The sequence below is a fragment of the Marinobacterium rhizophilum DSM 18822 genome, assembly GCF_000378045.1.
In the GTDB taxonomy this organism is placed as follows: Bacteria; Pseudomonadota; Gammaproteobacteria; order Pseudomonadales; family Balneatricaceae; genus Marinobacterium_A; species Marinobacterium_A rhizophilum.
Genome location: NZ_KB899103.1, coordinates 40,288 through 57,252 on the forward strand (window position 1 = coordinate 40,288; position 16,965 = coordinate 57,252).

Below are 16,965 nucleotides of genomic sequence, written 5' to 3' on the forward strand. Positions count from 1 at the left end.
CTCCGGTCATGACGACTACTGGGTGCCGCGCAGGCGCAGTTTCTGGCGAGCTTCGGTGGGGCTCAGTACCCGCGCGCCCATGTTTTCAATGATATTCACGGCGCGTTCGACCAGCTGACCGTTGGTGGCGAATTCGCCCTTGCCCAGGTAGAGGTTGTCTTCCAGGCCGACGCGGATATGGCCGCCCAGCAGGGCGGACTGTGCCGCCCAGGGCAGCTGGTTGCGGCCCAGGGCAAAGGCGGTCCAGTTGGTGTCGGCCGGCAGCATGTCGACCATGCCCTTGAGCAGGCTCAGTTCCGGCGGGGTGCCCCAGGGAATGCCCTGGCACAGCTGGAACATCGCGTTGTCGTTGATCAGGCCTTCTTTCATCATCTGCAGCGCGAACCAGAGGTTGCCGGTATCGAAGATCTCCAGTTCAACGGTGACATCCAGTTGCTGAATGCGGGCCGCGGCCTTGCGCAGCATGTCCGGTGTCGAGATGTACACCAGGTTGCTGTCACCGAAGTTGACCGAGCCGCAGTCCAGCGTGCAGATCTCGGGCTTGAGTTCCTCGATATGCACCAGCCGTTCGAGGCCGCCCACCAGGTCCGTTTCCGGGCAGAAGGCGGTGGGATTGTCCTCCGGGCCGATGTACAGGTCGCCGCCCATGCCGGCGGTCAGGTTGATGATGACGTCACAGTCAGCGGCCCGCAGGCGCTCGCAGACTTCGGCGTAAAGGTCGAGCCGGCGCGAGCACTGCTTGGTATCCGGATCGCGCACATGCATATGGGCGATGGCGGCGCCGGCGTTCCAGGCTTCGATGGCGGCATCGGCAATCTCTTGTGGCGTGACCGGCACGTGGGGGCTGCGGTCGGCAGTATCGGCGGCGCCGGTGACTGCGCAGGTGATGATGACATCCTGATTCATGGCGGTTCTGACTCTTATAAGGGTGACTGTATTGCCCGCGGGTTTTCCGCGGCGGCTACCCGGCGCCGGGTGATAGTTAAGCTACGCGGCTGAACAGGATGTTTTTGTCCAGTTACGAATATTAATTGACCGTATGCGAATTAATCGCGGGGCTGGCGCAAATGAATAAGACGTGCCCATTTGCGACGCTCTGGCGGGGCTGACCGGGTTAAGTGCCTGGTTACAGTGGTGTGGCGGCAGGAATCAGCGTTCCCGGCTGGGCTTTTTGTCAAAGCGCTGCTGGTAGCTGCGGGTGAAATGGGACAGGGAGACGAAACCGCAGGCTACCGAGATATCGGTGACACTCTGGCTGGTTTGCTGCAGCATCCAGCGTGCCTGGTCCAGGCGCAGATTGCGGTAGTAGGCGCTGGGCGTCTGCTGCAGGTAATGGCGGAACAGGCGTTCGAGCTCACGTCCGGAAAGCTGCAGCTGCGTCGCGATCTCGCTGATGCGCAGCGGCTCCTCCAGGTTGCGCTCCATCAGCTGCACGGCCTCGGCCAGGCGGGGATTGCGGCTGTCCAGGCGTTGCTGCAGCGACGTGCGCTGGGGGTCGCTGTGGGCGCGCTTGTGGGTGTAGATCAGCTCATCGGCAACGGTGGTGGCCAGGCCATTGCCGTGCTGGGTGCCGATCAGGTAAAGCATCATGTCCAGGCCAGAGAGGGCGCCGGGGCATGAAAAGCGGCCGCGATCCACCACCAGCAGTTCCTGCACGAAATTCACCCGGGGGAAGGCCTCCCGGGTGCTGTCGAGGTTTTCCCAGTGCAGGGTGGCGCGGTAGCCATCGAGAATGCCCGCGGCTGCGGCGAGATAGGCGGCGGTGTCCTGGCAGCCGATATCGGCGCCGTGGCTGGCCTGCTGTCGAATGAACCCCAGCAGACCCGGAGTGACCTGTGTCTGCGGATCGTAGCCGGCACAGATGATCAGGGTGTCGCAGATGGGAAGCTCGCGTATGCCGGTATCGCTCATGATATCCAGGGCATCGCTGCTGCGTACCGGTCCGCCGCGTTCGGAAATCAGCTGCCAGCGGTACAGCTCGCGGTTGCTGCTACGATTGGCATGGCGCAGCGGATCGAGCATGGCGGTCAGACCGAACAGCGAGAAGCCGGGAATCAGCAAAAAGCCGATGGTCTGGGGGTAGCTGCGCGGACGGTCTCCAAACATGGCTCGACTCCGTCGAAAAAGAACATCTAATAAGCGGTTTCAGGCAAATTCTGTGGCACCGGCGGGTTAGCATTGCGCAAAAGGCGCGCTGGCACAATCCCAACACGAGGTGGAAGATGACAACCGAACTCATGCTGTTTGAAGGGCCCGTCCGGTCCGAGTGGATCGATTACAACGGTCACATGAATGACGCCTGCTATGTGCTGGTGTTCAGCCAGGCGATCGACGAGCTGATGGTGCAGATCGGTCTGGACGAAAGCTTTCGCGCCGAGCACCAGGTATCGATCTACACCCTGCAGAGCATGGTGCACTATCTGCAGGAAGTCAGCGAGGGCGAACCGCTGCAGGTGTCGGCACAACTGCTGGAGAGTGACGCTAAGAAACTGCGGGTCTTTTTCAGCATGCGTCATGGCGAGAGTGGAGACGCGCTGGCGGCGATGGAAACCCTGCTGCTGCACATGGATATGGCCGCAAAACGGGCTGCGCCCTTTTTGCCCGATACCCAGGTGCGGGTCAGCGCCCTGCAGCACCAGCACGAAGGGCTCGAGTGGCCGGCGCTGGCCGGGCGCAGCATCGCATTGACCCGGCCGCGCAGCTAGGCATCAGGCCCGGCGTAGCGCCGAGGGCGTGATGCCGCGGGCCTGGCGAAAGCGGTTGCTGAAGTGGCTGGTGGAGCTGAAGCCGCAGCGCAGGGCGATCTCGGTGATCGAGTCCGAGCTTTCCTGCAGCAGCTGCTCAGCCCGCAGCAGGCGTTGCTGCAGCAGGTACTGGTGCGGCGCCTGGCCCTGGCTCTGCCTGAACATGCGGGCGAAATGGTATTCGCTCAGCCCGGCCACGGCGGCAAGGTCCGTCAGCCGCAACGGCTGGTCGAGATGGGCGTCGATGAATTCCCGCAAGCGGTTTAGCTGGTAGGGCGCCAGGCCGCCGCGCACGCTGACCCCGGGCCAGCGCAGGGCGCCGTAGTGTTTCAGGATATGGGTCAGCAGCAGGGTAACGGCGCTGCTGAGGGCGAGGCGGTCGCTGCTGTCCCGCCAGTTACAGGCCAGCAGGAACTGGCGATAAAGCAGCGTGATCTGCGGGTCTTCGGCAAAAATGCGTTCGTCGAGGCTCAGTTGTGCAGGGCTGCGATCCCAGGTTTGCTCCGCCAGGCGGCGCAGGTGGTCATCGGTGAAGTAGAGGTGCACGAAACTGAGCGGGCCCCGAATATCCCAGACGGATTCAAACGACTGCGGCATCAGGCACAGCCGGTCCGGTCCGCCGCCATTGCGCCAGCCGCGTGCCGTCTGCCGGTAACATTCGTAGCCATCGGCGATGTACAGGCTCAGGGTATGGTGGTTGGCGCTGACCTGGTGGATGCGGTCGTCCCGGTTACACCAGGATGCCAGTGCGATCCCGTCGTCGAGCCGGGTATGGTCCAGCAGTCTGGCCTTGTGTTGCCGCAGATTGTCAAACAACCGATAGGACTGATTCACCCCTGATGCTCCTGGCCACCATCGCATTGGCGTAATTGGGACTCCGATACTAGCGCCGTCCGGCCACGACGGATACGGGGAGCGGTGCAGAAAACCGCAAGATTGTGCAACTGCGCACAGGGTATGCAAGTCCTTCGCAGGGACGGATGCCAGACTCGGGGCTGAAACCTCATCTGGACGCCCGTACCATGACTCCATTGCTCTATGTGTTGACCGTGATGATCTGGGGGACCACCTGGATCGCTATAGTGCTGCAGCTCGGCGAGGTTCCGGTCACCGTCTCGGTGTTTTATCGCTTTGCGCTGGCGTCACTGATCCTGCTCGCAGGGCTGCGGCTGAGCGGCCGGCTGCGCGGCCTTGCCCGGCAGGATCATCTGTACTGCATGCTGCAGGGGGGCTGCGTTTTCAGCTTCAATTTCTACTGCTTCTACAGTGCCGGGGCTGTGGTGACCAGCGGCCTGGAGTCGGTGTTGTTCTCGATGGCGACGCTGTTCAATGCCGTCAATGCGATGCTGTTCTTCGGCCAGCGTATCGACGGCCGTTTTTGGCTGGCGACTCTGGTGGGCTTGGCGGGCATGCTCAGCCTGTTCTGGAAGGATCTTGTCGTGGGGGGGCTGAACCTGCCGATGCTCGGCGGCATCGGGCTCTGTCTGCTGGGCACCTATCTGTTCTCGCTTGGCAACATGATCAGCCTGCGTCATCAACGACGTGGTCTGGATGTGCTGTCCACCAATGCCTGGGCGATGGGCTATGGCGCCCTCTGGATGCTGATCGTGTCCTGGATTAGCGGTGCTTCGTTCGCGCCCAGCTGGACGCCATCCTATCTCTGGGCGCTGCTGTACCTGGCGATCTTTGGCTCGGTGCTGGGGTTCGCCGCGTATTTCGCGTTGATCGGCCGTATTGGCGCGGGACCTGCTGCCTACGCGACCCTGTTGTTCCCGCTGGTGGCACTGAGCATCTCGACGTTTGTGGAGGGTTATCGCTGGACCCCGGCGGGGGTGGTCGGAATGGGGCTGATCCTCACCGGCAATCTGCTGATGTTCTGCCCACCGCGGTGGGTAGCCTGGCCTGGGCGTCTGCGGTGGCGTCATGGCGCCGCGCGCTGAAGGGCACTGACTGAACGCCCTCTCTATCGTGCGGGTGCTTCGCAACGTCACCGCGCAACGCCGCAGCGCAATGCTGCGGCGTCCTGCCCCGCCGGGTTAGGCGCTCTGCGGCGCGAAGAGGAAGTTGGCGATCAGTTCCTTGCCGCCTTCGGTGGCGAAGGACTCAGGATGGAACTGGATGCCCTGGATCGGGTAGTCCCGGTGCCGCACGCCCATGATTTCGAACGCCCCGCCGGCATGGATGCGGGCCTTGTCGGCAAAGGCATCCGCCGGCAGGTCGCCGACCGTCGCGGTGACCTCGAGGCAGTCGGGCAGGCTTTCGGATTCTGCGATCAGCGAGTGATAGCGCATGACTTCCAGGCCGTCCGGCGTGTTGCGAAACACCCCTTCGCCGTTGTGGTTTACCGGGCTGATCTTGCCGTGCATCGGCAGCTGCGCCTTGATGACCCGCCCGCCGAAGACATGCACGATCCCCTGCATGCCCAGGCACACACCCAGTAGCGGGGTCGTTGGGCCCAGCTCCCGAATCACGGCGGCACAGACGCCGAAATAGTGCGCGTCGTCAGGCGAGCCCGGTCCCGGCGAGATGATAATACGGTCCGGGGCCGCGGCGCGGATCTGCTCCAGTGTGACCTCGTCATTGCGTTTGACCACGATGTCGAAATCGGCGACGTCGCCCCTGAGGCGGGCCGTGGTGAGTATCTCGCCGATGAACTGGTAGAGGTTATAGGTAAAGGAATCGTAGTTGTCGATAATCCAGACTTTCATCCCTGTGCCTCCTCGATAAAGCGGTCGAGCACCTTCTTGGTGCCAGCGAACTTGCGCATGATTTCCTGGTACTCGTCGTCCGGGTTGGAGTCGTAGACATTACCGCCACAGGTCTGGACATACGCCTCCTCACCGTTGGCAAATACCGTCCTGATCGGAATGGCGAAGGTGCAGTCACCGTTGAAGGAAAAATGCCCTACCGCGCCACCGTAGGGGCCGCGGCCATCGCTTTCCAGGTCGTCAATGATCTTCATGGCCTCGATCTTGGGCGCGCCGGTGAGGGTGCCGGCCGGGAAGTTGCTCGCCAGTGCCGAGAACATGTCGTGGTTTTCGTCGATGATGCCGACGATTTCGCTGGAGATGTGCTGTACGTGACTGTACCGCTTGATGTCCATCAGGCTGCGGACCTTGACCGTGCCAAAGCGCGCCACGCGGCCGATATCATTACGGTGCAGATCGACGATCATGTTGTGCTCGGCAATTTCCTTGGGGTCGTTCAGCAGCCGGCGGGCCAGCTGGGTATCCTCGATGGCGTCGCTGCCACGGCCGGTGGTGCCGGCGAGCGGGAAGGTTTCCATTTCCCCCTGGCGCAGCCGGAACAGCAGCTCGGGGCTGGCGCCAATCAGTTTCTGCTCGCCGAATTTGACGTAGTACATCTGCGGCGACGGGTTTACCTCGCGCAGCTGCTGGTAGATGTTGAGGCTGTCGCCCTTGAGGCGAAAACGCTTCTTGAAGCCGACCTCGCACTGGAAGATCTTGCCGTCGACGATATCCTGCTTCACCTTCATTACCGCGGCGGCATGTTCGTCCCGCGTCATGGTCTCGCCCATCGGCGTGATCTGCAGGGGGCCGTTGTCGATATCCGGCGCGTCCAGCAGTTCGTTGACCAGCGCCATGCGGTTGTCGCTGTAGTAGAAGTAGATGACTTCGCCGGTCATTTTATCCAGGATCAGCCCGTCCTTGAACACGCCGAAGCGGAACACATCGAACATCTCGCTGTGCTGCAGGTTCAGCGTCGGCTCGAAGTAATTCACGCAGTCGTAGCCGATATAGCCGGTCAGGCCGCCGGCGTATTTGCGCGAAATGATGTTCTGCGGCACGATCTCCCGCAGCAGGTAGTAGGGGTTGTCACTGGCGTAGGATTCGGTCTCGCCATCGCGCTGCTGAATGTGCAGTTCGCCCTCTGTGGCCCAGATCACCTGCTCCGGATCAAAGCCGATAATGGAGTGACGAGAGATGTAGCTTTCCTCGCCGAGGGATTCGAGCATGAAACAGTTGTCGAAGCGCTTCTCTATCTTCCTGAACAGGCCGAAGAAATCGCAGTCGGCTGTCAACGTGACGTAGTGGGGCTTGCGGGGAAGCTCGATGGGGGTGGGTCTGCTGTTCATGGTATGGGGCTATTCCGATTTCAGGGCGCGGGATCCGCGGGTTACCGTGGCGATGCCGACACCCAGCCGTTTGGCGATCTCCCGTTGTGGTACGCCCTGTTCCAGCAGGCGCAGGATCTGCAGCCGTTTGCACACCTCGGTCAGTTCGGTGGGCGTCAGCAGATCCTGCAGCGCCTTTTCCAGGGCGTCGCGATCCTGCTGTGCGAGCAGGAAATCCAGGAGTTCGTTCAGATGGGTCGTATTCATGTACTAGTACGCTATCACAACGGTCCGAACAAAGCACCCTGTGCAGCCAGGATCTTTGCGAAGTATTGCGGCGCAAGAGCCTGGACAGGTTAGCAGGAGGGTCGCGGGTGGGAGAAAAGACCCGGGTGTGTACCCGGGCCCTGTAGCGCGTCGATCAGGCGACGGCGCGGGACTGGTAACCGTTGCGCTTGCTGGTCTTGAGGCCCGCCTGTACCAGTGCCTGCACCAGCAGCAGGCCGGCGCGCACACCGTCGATAACCGGTACGCCGAGCGCCTGCTGCAGCTCGGGTTGCAGGGCCGTGAGGCCGGCGCAGCCCAGCACCAGGACGTCAGCATTGTCCTGCTGCAGGATTGCCTCGCCGCGTTCGATTAAATGCCGTTGCAGTGCCGGATCCCCGCCGTGCTCGAGATCGAGCACGGGCATTCCAAGGGCATGAACGCCACGGCACTGGTAAGAAAAACCGTAGCTGCGGGCGTTCTGCTCCAGTACCGGAATCGATTTTTGCTGCGCGGTCAGCACCGAGAAACCGCACCCCAGCAGGCTGGCGGCGTGCATCGCGGCTTCGCCGATACCGATCACAGGCCCTGCGGCCCGTTCGCGCGCTACATCGAGCGCCGTGTCGTCGGCGCAGGCGATCAGGTAGCCATCGACGCCCTCGGCTTCGCCACGGGCAACCTGCTGCAGCACGCCGACGGCTGCCAGGGCACCGTCGTGAAAGCCCTCAATGCTGGCAACGCCTGCGCCGGCGCAGCGCACCTCCAGATCCAGGCCTGCAAAGGCCACTGCCTGACAGCTCTGGGCGATCAGTCCACGCATGCCGTCGCTGTCGTTCGGGTTGATGACCAGGATCTTCATAGGGTGCTCTCCGGTGTCAGCGCCGCGGCACGGCGCCGGCGACGGACCAGGTGGATGCCCAGCAGTGCCAGGGTGACCAGGCTGAACGAAAACAGTGTCGTCAGCGTGCCCAGGGCATAGAGCACCGGCGTGGTGACGTTGGTTGTCATGCCGTAGATTTCCAGCGGCAGGGTGTTAAAGGTGCCCGCGGTCATCAGGGTACGGGCGAATTCGTCGTACGAGAGGGTGAAGCCGAAAAGACCGACGCCGATCAGGCTTGGCAGTATCAGCGGCAGTACTACCAGGCGGAATGTCTGCCAGGCGCTGGCGCCCATATCGATCGCGGCCGCCTCGTAGGCTTTGTTGAAGCGGTTGAATACTGCAAACATGATCAGCAGGCCAAACGGCAGTGTCCAGGTCAGGTGGGCGCCAAATGCGGAGCTGTACCAGCCTGGCGCCAGACTGAGGCGGTCGAACATGATGCCGATACCCAGACTGATCAGGATCGATGGCAGAATCAGGCTGACCAGTGTCAGGTAGAAGAGGCCGGTCGAGCCCCGAAAGTGACGTCGGTACGCCAGCCCCGCCAGCAGGGAAAACAGCGTGGTGCAAAGCATCACCGCCAGCCCGAGCAGCATCGAGCGTGACAGGGACCCGCCGAAATCGCCCACCTGCTGGGTTTCGAACAGGCGGCGGAACCAGTGCAGCGACACGCCGTTCATCGGGAAGGTCAGGCCGCCGTTGGGGCCCTGGAATGACAGGATGCCGATGGTCAGCGTGGGGCCATAGAGAAAGATCAGGAACAGGATAAACAGCACCGTCAGCGGTACAAAGCCGGGCTTGCGTGTCGAGGACGCCATCGTTACAGCTCCTTCTTGATGTTGATGAAGCGGAACAGAACGCTGAGCATGAGCATGACGGTTAACAGCAATACCACGGCACCGGCTGCGGCTGCCGGATACTGCAGCAGTGATATCTCGTTATGTATCAGTACACCGACCGAGGCGCTTAGGCCGCCGCTCATCAGCCGCACCGTGATGAAGTCGCCCATCACCAGCGTAACGACGAAAATGGAGCCGATGGCGATGCCGGATTTGCACAGCGGCACCACGACCTGGAACACCGTCTGCAGGGCACTGGCGCCGGCATCGATGGAGGCTTCGATCAGGTTGCGGTCGATGCGCATCATCGAGTTGAAAATCGGTACCACCATGAACAGCGCGTAAAGGTGAACGAAGGCCAGCACCACGGCAAAGTCACTGTAAAGCAGCCATTCCAGCGGAGCGTCGATCAGGCCTGTTTCCAGCAGGGTCGAGTTGACCATGCCGTTACGCCCGAGCAGGGGAATCCAGGAGATCATGCGGATGATGTTGGAGGTCAGGAAGGGTACGGTGCAAAGCACGAACAGCACGCCCTGCAGCAACGGGCTGCGAATATAAAATGCCAGGTAATAGGCCAGGGTAAATCCCAGGCTCAGGGTGATGGCCCAGGTGGTGAAGGCATAGAAAAAGGTCTTCAGGTATGCCTTCAGCGTTACCTCCGAGGTCAGCAGGAAGCTGTAGTTGTCGAAGATGAAATCGGGAATCAGCTGGTAGGCGTTGAAGTCCCAGAAGCTGACCACCAGGATGGTGATGACCGGGAACAGCAGGAAGAGCAGGATCACCAATGCCAGCGGCGTGACCTGCAGGTAGCTGGGGTTGCGTGCGAGGCTACGCATAACAAATGTTTCTCCGGCAGAGGCAAAGGGGCGGCGACAGCGCCGCCCAGGTGGGGTCAGGATGCGATAAATTCATTCCACTTGCGCACCATGTACTTGTTCTCATCCATCACCGAGTTCCAGCAGGCGACGGCGCCCATGCGGTCCCAGTAGGAGCCGCCGTCACGCACCGCACCGGCCTTTTCCATGATCTTGCCGTCGGTGGAGAGAATGTTGCCTTGCGCCGGTTTGCCTTCGATCCAGTAGCCCCACTCGTCTGCGGACAGGAACTGCTTGGAGGTCGAGGGGGCCGCGCTGTAGTAGCCCTGGCGATTGAGGTAGGCGCCGACCCAACCGGACAGGTACCAGTCGATATATTCGTAGGCCGCATCCAGTTCCAGCCCGGACAGGTGTTTGGCCAGGCCAATGCCGCCGCCCCAGGCGCGATAGCCTTCCTCGAGTGGCTGGTATTTGCACGCAATGCCCTTGGCCCGCACTGCCGCCACGGCGGGCGACCACATGGACTGAATCACCACCTCGCCGGAGGACATCAGGTTGACCGATTCGTCGAAGCTCTTCCAGAACGCGCGGAACTGCCCCTGGGCCTTGGCGGCCTTGAGGATTTCAATAGTCTTGTCGAGCTCATCGCGGGTCATGTTGCCCTTGTCGCCGTAGCGAATCTCGCCCATGGACTCGCAGATCATTGCGGCATCCATGATGCCAATCGAGGGTATGTTGAGGATCGATGTCTTGCCCTTGAACGCGGGATCCATGATGTCACGCCAGTGGGTGATCGGGCGGCCTACCAGGTCGGGGCGAATGCCCAGGGTGTCGGCGTTGTAAATGGTCGGCACCAGGGTCATCCACTGGGTGGGTTCGGTGGCGAACCGGGTGGAATCCTTGCCCTCGGTGAAGCCTACGGTATGGGGCGCAGTACCCTGGGCAATCTCGGCACCCTCGTCCAGCTTGCCGTTGATGAACAGCGGCGAGATCTTGTCGAAGTTCTTCAGTCGTTTGGTATCCATCGGCTGCATTACGCCGGCCGGGAATACCTTTTTGCAGATCCAGTACTCGATGTCGGCGATATCGTAGGAGCGCGGTTGTGTGACGGCACGCTGGGCGACGGCATCGGAATCGAGCGCCGTGAGTTCCAGCGTAATGCCCAGGTCCTCTTTTGCCTTCTGGGCGATATCATTCAGGTTGGAGACACCGGTACCGAACTGGCGCAGCTTGATATTCTTGATGTTCTGCGCCCAGATCATTGGAAAACCCGTGATGGCACCGGAGCCGATGGCAGCACCACCCAGGGCGCCGGCCGCCTTGATCAGGCTGCGGCGGCTCAGGCCACCGGAGGACTTGCCGGACGTGGCCGGGGTTTCGGTGTCGGTTTGCGGGTCGTTTTTTTCGTCAAAGCTCATTGCACAGTCTCCTGTTTCCAATCGGAAGTGACGCGGGTGAGTGACACGGGTGGATTAGACTCGCGGGCCGGGTTGCTGCAGCGGATTGAGGTCGTCCGGCCGCCAGCCAACATAGGCCTGGTCGCCAGGGTGCAGCGGGGCTTGCAGGTATTCGGTATCGGGCTGGTGGATCGACAGTTGCAATCCATCCTCTGCGCGGGTGCGCACATGTACATAGCTGCCCTGGTATTCAACCGATTCAACCTGCAGTGGCAAGGGTTGGGCAGCGTCAAAGGGGCTTGGGCTGACGCGGATATGATCGCAGCGCAGGGATACCTGTACCTGCTCGATGTTGGCAGGGGCATGCGGCGATGCCGGCAGCGTCAGCGTGCGGTCGTCGCTGATCTGCAGCCCGTCAGCCGTCAGGCGGCCTTCGAGAATGTTATGCCCACCGATAAAGCCGGCGACAAAGGCGGTTCGCGGGGTTCGGAATATGCCCTGGGGATTATCGATCTGTTCGATGGAGCCGTTGTTCATGACCACCACCGAGTCGGCCAGTGCAAAGGCTTCTTCCTGTGAGTGGGTGACATGGATAAAGGTGATGCCCAGCTGCTGCTGGATCCGTTTCAGTTCGGCGCGCATGCGGGTACGCAGAAAAGGGTCGAGCGCGGAGAGGGGTTCGTCGAGCAGAATGACCTCGGGCTGGTTGATCAGCGCCCGGGCCAGCGCGACACGCTGTTGCTGGCCACCGGACAGCTGTTCGGGAAAGGCATCGGCATAGGATTCCATATTGACCAGCTGCAGCATTTCCAGCGCTCGCGCTCGACGCCTGGCCTTATCGACGCCGGCAATCTTCAGGCTGAAGGCGACGTTGTCGAGGCTGCTGAGGTGCGGAAACAGGGCGTAGTTCTGAAACATCATCGCAGTACCGCGTTTGCGTGGCGGCAGATCGGTGACATTGCGGTTATTGAGCAGGATATCGCCCTCGCTGACCGCTTCATGGCCTGCGATCATGCGTAGCGTGGTCGATTTTCCGCACCCGCTGGGACCCAGGAGGCAGCAGTAAGAGCCGCCCGCGATGGCCAGGTTGATTTCGCTGACTGCCAGGTTGTCGCCATAGCGTTTAACGACACCGACCAGTTCGACAGAACCCTTGTTCATTCGGTTATCCTGCTTTATTGATAACATAGTTGTTAACGATTAATGCAGGTGCTGTGCCATGTTTGATTCATTAATTTTTGTTCATTGATTAATATGGATATTTTGAGAGTGTTTGGAGATTGTGGGGGCGGTTGTGCGAGGTAATCGGGAACGCTGAGTGCACTACAAGAGAGCACTCTGCCTGTTCAGGGGGCAATCAGGCGGGCTTGAGTCATAATCAGAACGGCCTGTTACGGCACTTGTTTCGAGAATGATATCGTTAACAATCTAGTGCGGGGCATCGCGTCGGCGTGCTCGGGCGTTTGGTGCTGGTAATGGCCTGGTACGTTTTCGGTCAGGTGATTGCATGCGACTCAGCCGGCCGGCAGAGGCTGCGCCCAGTGCTGTAATTGTTGCACCGTTGCGGTAACGCCGCCGCATACGATAACCAGTATCGAGTGGTAGGACAGCAGCAGCTCGGCGTGATCGTAAATCGCGGCCAGTGACGCACCGCAGGCGGGTTCGACCACCAGGCGATGGTCGTCCATAAAGCGCAGGCAGGCGTCGACGGCGGCCTGATCCGATACCACCAGGTTTTGAATGGGGTGACGTGACGTCCAGTCAAAGGCCTGGTCGCATACCTGGCGAGCGCCCAGCGACGTGGCGATGCTGCTGATTGAGGGCAGCTCCACCGGTGCGCCGGCCTTGACTGCCGCCGCGAGGGACGCGGCGCCTTCGGTCTCGACCGCCAGCACCGGCACATCCTGCCAGCCATGGCGGTGCAGCCCCTCCAGCACGCCACATAACAGGCCGCCGCCGCCCACCGACAGCACCACGAGCTCCGGTTTCAAACCGGTGCGGGCGACCTCGTCGATCATGGATGCATGGCCCTGCCATAGCAGCGGGTCGTCGAAGGGGTGCAGCATGGCGTCTGTCTCGCCGATCAGTGATAGTGCCAGGGCATTGGCCTCCTGCCAGGAGGCCCCATGTACCCGCACCTCGGCGTCCTGCTGGCGGATCAGTTCGATGGCCCGCGCGCTGGTGGTTTCCGGTACCACGACCAGCACCGGCACCTGCAGGTGGCGTCCGGCATAGGCGACGGCGATGCCGGCATTGCCGCCGGAGGAGGAAACCAGACGCTTGGCGCCGCGGCGCACATACTCGGTACAGGCATGCCCTATGCCGCGGATCTTGAACGATCCTGGTGGCTGCAGGGCCTCCAGTTTCAGCCAGATCGGGCGTTTGGCACCCAGGCTCAGGGCGCGGGACTCAAGCAACGGAGTTTCGATATGCAGTGGCATCGTGGTCGTCTTTGGTTGCGGTTGCCGGGGCTTGTCATACTCAAGCCGGTGCAGGTTGTACCTTAATTGACCATAAGCGGGGCGCCTTGGGCAACTCCCGCCAGGGTCTTTTTGCAGGCTGCAGAAAGCGTGGCTGCTGCAGCTTTGCCGCTATCACATGCGCTCCACGCGGGTGGACGCCTTCGGCGGGTCGTACTGCACGCTATTGCCGCGATGTCATCGGGGTGTCACGCAGGCACACTAGATTAACGTCCACTTATATGCTTAGCGGAGTAATTCTGATGTCCGAGCGACGTTTCACGCGGGCGACCCTGGCCCTGCTGGTAGCAGCTGCCGCCAGTACGGCGCAGGCGCAGTCTTTCAACCGAATTGCCAGCTTCCCGGTGGCTCAGAACATGACTGCCAGCCAGGATCCCGCCGGCAAAACCTCGGCTGAAATCATTGCCGCGTCGGCTGACGGCCTGACGCTGGTGTACTCGGACAGCCCGCGTGGCGGTCTGGGGTTCGTGGATATTAGTGACGCTGCCAAGCCCCGCGCGGCGGGCTTTGTCGATATGGGGGGTGAACCGACATCGGTGGCCACCATCGCCAACCTGGTGCTGGCAGGCGTGAATACATCATCCAGCTTTACGGCGCCATCGGGCTTCCTGGCGGCGGTCTCGCTGCGGGACCAGACCGAAAAGGGGCGTTGTGACCTGGGTGGGCAGCCGGACTCGGTGGCCATCTCCAAAGACGGACGCTTTGCCGCCGTGGCGATCGAAAATGAGCGGGACGAAGACCTGGGGGACGGTGCTCCCGGCCAGCTGCCGGCCGGTTTTCTGGTGATACTGCCACTGCAGGACGGCATACCACAGTGCGACGCGCTGCGCAGGGTCGAGCTGACCGGGCTGGCGGAGATCGCCAGCGAGGATCCGGAGCCTGAGTTTGTAGACTTCAATGATCGCAACGAGGTCGTGGTCACGCTGCAGGAGAACAATCACCTGGCGATCGTGGCCGCCGAAACGGGCGAGATTGTGCATCACTTCAGCGCAGGTTCAGTGGATTTGGCCGGTATCGATATCGCCAAGGACGGTCAGCTCGATTTCACGGGCAGCCGGCCTGGCGTGCTGCGTGAGCCGGATGCCGTGAAGTGGCTCGATGACGAACGCTTCGTTATCGCCAACGAAGGTGATTACCAGGGCGGCGCCCGTGGCTTTACGATCTTCCACAGGGACGGCCGGGTATTGTTTGAATCCGGTGCCGACTTTGAGCATCGCATCGTGCAGGCTGGCCACTACCCGGAAAAACGGTCCGGCAAAAAGGGCGCCGAGCCTGAAGGCGTGGCGGTCGGTGTCTTTGGCGAGCAGCGCTATATCTTCGTGCTGTCCGAGCGGGCGTCCGTTATTGGTGTCTACCGTGACACCGGCGCGGCACCTGAGTTTGTGCAGCTGTTGCCTTCGGGCATCGCGCCGGAGTCGGCAGTGGTGATTCCGGCCCGCGGCCTGCTGGCCAGCGCCAACGAAAAGGACCTGCTGGAAGATGGCGGTGCCCGCTCCCATGTCATGCTGTATCGTTTGGGTGAGGCGGCGCCTGCCTACCCGCAACTGGTCTCCGGCTCTGATGCCAGCGGCATGCCCGTGGGCTGGGGCGCACTGTCGGGACTGGCGGCGGACCCAGGCAAACCTGGCCTGCTGTATGCCGTGAATGACAGCTTTTACAGCCAGCAGCCAACCATTTTCACGATCGATGCCAGCCGCACGCCGGCCCTTATTACCGCGGCGACGCCCGTGACACTAAACGGCAAGGTGGCCGAGAAGCTGGATCTGGAAGGCATCGTCGCCGATGGTCAGGGCGGCTTTTGGCTGGCGTCCGAGGGGCGTACCGACAAGGACATTCCCCACGCCATTTACCACAGCAACGCCGCGGGCGAGATTGACCGCACGCTGAACTTTCCGCCTGAACTGCTGCAGCATGAAAAACGTTTTGGCGCCGAGGGCATCACCCTCATCGGCGACCGGCTCTGGATTGCCATTCAGCGTTCATGGAAGGATGATCCGGAGAATACCGTCAAGCTGGTGTCCTATGACCTGAAAACCGATCAGTGGGGCGCTGTGCGCTATCCGACGGAGACGGCCCGCCAGGGCTGGGTAGGGCTGTCCGAGATCAGCCGTGCAGAGGATGGCGTCTATATTATCGAGCGTGATAACCAGATCGGCGAGCAGGCCGCCATCAAGCGCCTTTACCGCGTGGCGCTCAGCGAGTTGACTCCGGCGCCGCTGGGATCCGATCTGCCGCTGGTAAACAAGCAGCTGCTGCGCGATTTTATTCCCGATCTGAAAGCGCTGAATGGTTTTGTCGTCGACAAGATCGAGGGCTTCACAGTGGATGCGGCGGGCAATGGCTTTGCCGTGACCGATAACGACGGCGTGGATGACAGCTCCGGCGAGACCTATTTCTTCCCGACCGGCAAGCTTTAGGAAGCTGTCCGACTGAACACCAAGCTGCAATGCCCCTGGCAATGACCTGCTCAGCCCGACTGGCCGCTAGCCCGCAGAGCGTCCGGCACTGAGGCCGCAGGTAAACAGATAACAGGCTGAGTCCGCTCCGCAGCACCCTGGGTGCTGCGGATTTTTTGCGTTAAGCGCCGGCGCTGAATTTGGCCGGCCGATCCTGCCAGGCCAGGCTTATGCGCTGTATGATGCGATGTAACGGGGCCCATTGGCCGCCGAGGCTTGTTGCATCTGGCGTGCCAGTGCAGTATTGGTATTAGGATTGATTATTAATACGCTGGGTTAATACTCGAAACGGGATGCTGCATGTTTGGGCCATCTTCTGCTGGGAACGGCCCATGGCGAGCACTCGAAAAGCCAGCAGATCCGTGCATCTGTGCCCACTCTTTCAGGTTCAAGAGTCGCTGGCGTGGCCGGAAAACCGCCAAACAAAGTGTTTGCGAGCCTTTCCGACTTTACCGATAATGAATCAACTGTATAAGGATATCAGGTCGCACTTATGTATTTTCTGCGCTCTGTCGTAATGTGCTGCCTGTTATCGGCGATGGGCATCCAGACGATGGCCGGTAGCCTGCCGCAGCCGTCCGGCCGCGTGATCCTTACCGTGGAAGGCGCCCTGAGCAATACCAACGGCGACGGGGTTGCCCGCTTCGACCGCGAGATGCTGGAAGACCTGTCCATGCACCTGACCCGCACCGATACCCCCTGGACCGAGGGTGTGATCGCGTTTGAAGGGCCGTTGGGACGCCGCCTGCTCGATTATGTGGGGGCCCGGGGGCAAACCCTGATTGTCACGGCGCTGAACGATTACAGCACTGAGGTGCCGCTGGCCGATTTCTATGAATATGATGTAATCTTGGCGCTGAAGATGGATGGTGATTACATCCGGATTCGTGACAAGGGACCGATCTTCATTGTCTATCCGTTTGCGGATAATCCCGCATTGCATACAGAAGTCATTCATAATCGGTCGGTCTGGCAGCTTAAGAGCATTCGAATAAAGTAACGAATGCGCCAAGGG

At 61.2% G+C, this 16,965-nt stretch carries 16 protein-coding genes; 4 read left to right on the forward strand and 12 right to left on the reverse strand.

Going from position 1 to position 16,965, the window contains the following annotated elements:
- Positions 1-15 precede the first annotated feature (15 nt).
- Both F451_RS0115860 and F451_RS0115865 read right to left on the reverse strand, forming a co-directional pair.
- Positions 16-906 (reverse strand): beta-keto acid cleavage family enzyme, encoded by an 891-nt coding sequence (locus F451_RS0115860; RefSeq protein WP_020682376.1) that lies wholly within the window; start codon positions 904-906, stop codon positions 16-18.
- 243 nt (positions 907-1,149) lie between these two features.
- Positions 1,150-2,106, reverse strand: coding sequence for a GlxA family transcriptional regulator (locus tag F451_RS0115865; RefSeq protein WP_020682377.1), 957 nt, complete (start codon positions 2,104-2,106; stop codon positions 1,150-1,152).
- A gap of 116 nt (positions 2,107-2,222) precedes the next feature.
- Between F451_RS0115865 and F451_RS0115870 the strand changes: the two genes are divergently transcribed.
- Positions 2,223-2,705 (forward strand): thioesterase family protein, encoded by a 483-nt coding sequence (locus F451_RS0115870; protein ID WP_020682378.1) that lies wholly within the window; start codon positions 2,223-2,225, stop codon positions 2,703-2,705.
- Between the two features lie 3 nt (positions 2,706-2,708).
- On the opposite strand, the gene F451_RS0115875 is transcribed toward F451_RS0115870, so the two are convergent.
- A complete protein-coding gene (locus F451_RS0115875) occupies positions 2,709-3,578 on the reverse strand; it encodes an AraC family transcriptional regulator (protein ID WP_020682379.1) in 870 nt (289 codons plus the stop codon).
- Positions 3,579-3,766: 188 nt separating this feature from the next.
- On the opposite strand from F451_RS0115875, the gene F451_RS0115880 reads away from it, so the two are divergent.
- A complete protein-coding gene (locus F451_RS0115880; RefSeq protein WP_020682380.1) occupies positions 3,767-4,684 on the forward strand; it encodes a DMT family transporter in 918 nt (305 codons plus the stop codon).
- A gap of 96 nt (positions 4,685-4,780) precedes the next feature.
- Here the strand turns inward: F451_RS0115880 and F451_RS0115885 are convergent, their stop codons facing one another.
- The 9 genes from F451_RS0115885 to F451_RS0115925 all read right to left on the reverse strand — a co-directional run bounded on the left by F451_RS0115885 (position 4,781) and on the right by F451_RS0115925 (position 13,455).
- The gene (locus F451_RS0115885) at positions 4,781-5,452 is read right to left on the reverse strand and encodes an anthranilate synthase component II (protein WP_020682381.1); all 672 of its coding nucleotides are present in this window, start codon (positions 5,450-5,452) and stop codon (positions 4,781-4,783) included.
- Positions 5,449-6,840 (reverse strand): anthranilate synthase component I family protein, encoded by a 1,392-nt coding sequence (locus F451_RS0115890; RefSeq protein WP_020682382.1) that lies wholly within the window; start codon positions 6,838-6,840, stop codon positions 5,449-5,451. Before F451_RS0115890 ends, F451_RS0115885 begins: the two co-directional genes overlap by 4 nt.
- 9 nt (positions 6,841-6,849) lie before the next feature.
- Positions 6,850-7,086, reverse strand: coding sequence for a Trp family transcriptional regulator (locus F451_RS0115895; RefSeq protein ID WP_020682383.1), 237 nt, complete (start codon positions 7,084-7,086; stop codon positions 6,850-6,852).
- 154 nt (positions 7,087-7,240) lie between these two features.
- Positions 7,241-7,942: an aspartate/glutamate racemase family protein gene (locus tag F451_RS0115900; RefSeq protein ID WP_020682384.1), complete on the reverse strand. Its 702-nt coding sequence runs from the start codon at positions 7,940-7,942 to the stop codon at positions 7,241-7,243.
- A complete protein-coding gene (locus tag F451_RS0115905) occupies positions 7,939-8,781 on the reverse strand; it encodes an ABC transporter permease (RefSeq protein ID WP_020682385.1) in 843 nt (280 codons plus the stop codon). The genes F451_RS0115900 and F451_RS0115905 overlap by 4 nt, the downstream gene beginning before the upstream one ends.
- Before the next feature lie 2 nt (positions 8,782-8,783).
- A complete protein-coding gene (locus tag F451_RS0115910) occupies positions 8,784-9,638 on the reverse strand; it encodes an ABC transporter permease (RefSeq protein ID WP_020682386.1) in 855 nt (284 codons plus the stop codon).
- Between the two features lie 56 nt (positions 9,639-9,694).
- Positions 9,695-11,035, reverse strand: a complete 1,341-nt coding sequence (locus F451_RS0115915) for an ABC transporter substrate-binding protein (RefSeq protein ID WP_020682387.1) — start codon at positions 11,033-11,035, stop codon at positions 9,695-9,697.
- Between the two features lie 54 nt (positions 11,036-11,089).
- A complete protein-coding gene (locus F451_RS0115920; protein ID WP_020682388.1) occupies positions 11,090-12,175 on the reverse strand; it encodes an ABC transporter ATP-binding protein in 1,086 nt (361 codons plus the stop codon).
- A gap of 353 nt (positions 12,176-12,528) precedes the next feature.
- Entirely contained in the window at positions 12,529-13,455 is a 927-nt protein-coding gene (locus tag F451_RS0115925; protein WP_020682389.1) for a pyridoxal-phosphate dependent enzyme, read from the reverse strand.
- Positions 13,456-13,736: 281 nt separating this feature from the next.
- Here F451_RS0115925 and F451_RS0115930 point away from each other — a divergent pair, with 281 nt between their 5' ends.
- Both F451_RS0115930 and F451_RS0115935 read left to right on the forward strand, forming a co-directional pair.
- Positions 13,737-15,911: an esterase-like activity of phytase family protein gene (locus tag F451_RS0115930; RefSeq protein ID WP_020682390.1), complete on the forward strand. Its 2,175-nt coding sequence runs from the start codon at positions 13,737-13,739 to the stop codon at positions 15,909-15,911.
- A gap of 532 nt (positions 15,912-16,443) precedes the next feature.
- A complete protein-coding gene (locus tag F451_RS0115935) occupies positions 16,444-16,950 on the forward strand; it encodes a putative pterin-binding protein (protein ID WP_020682391.1) in 507 nt (168 codons plus the stop codon).
- The last annotated feature ends 15 nt before the right edge of the window (positions 16,951-16,965 follow it).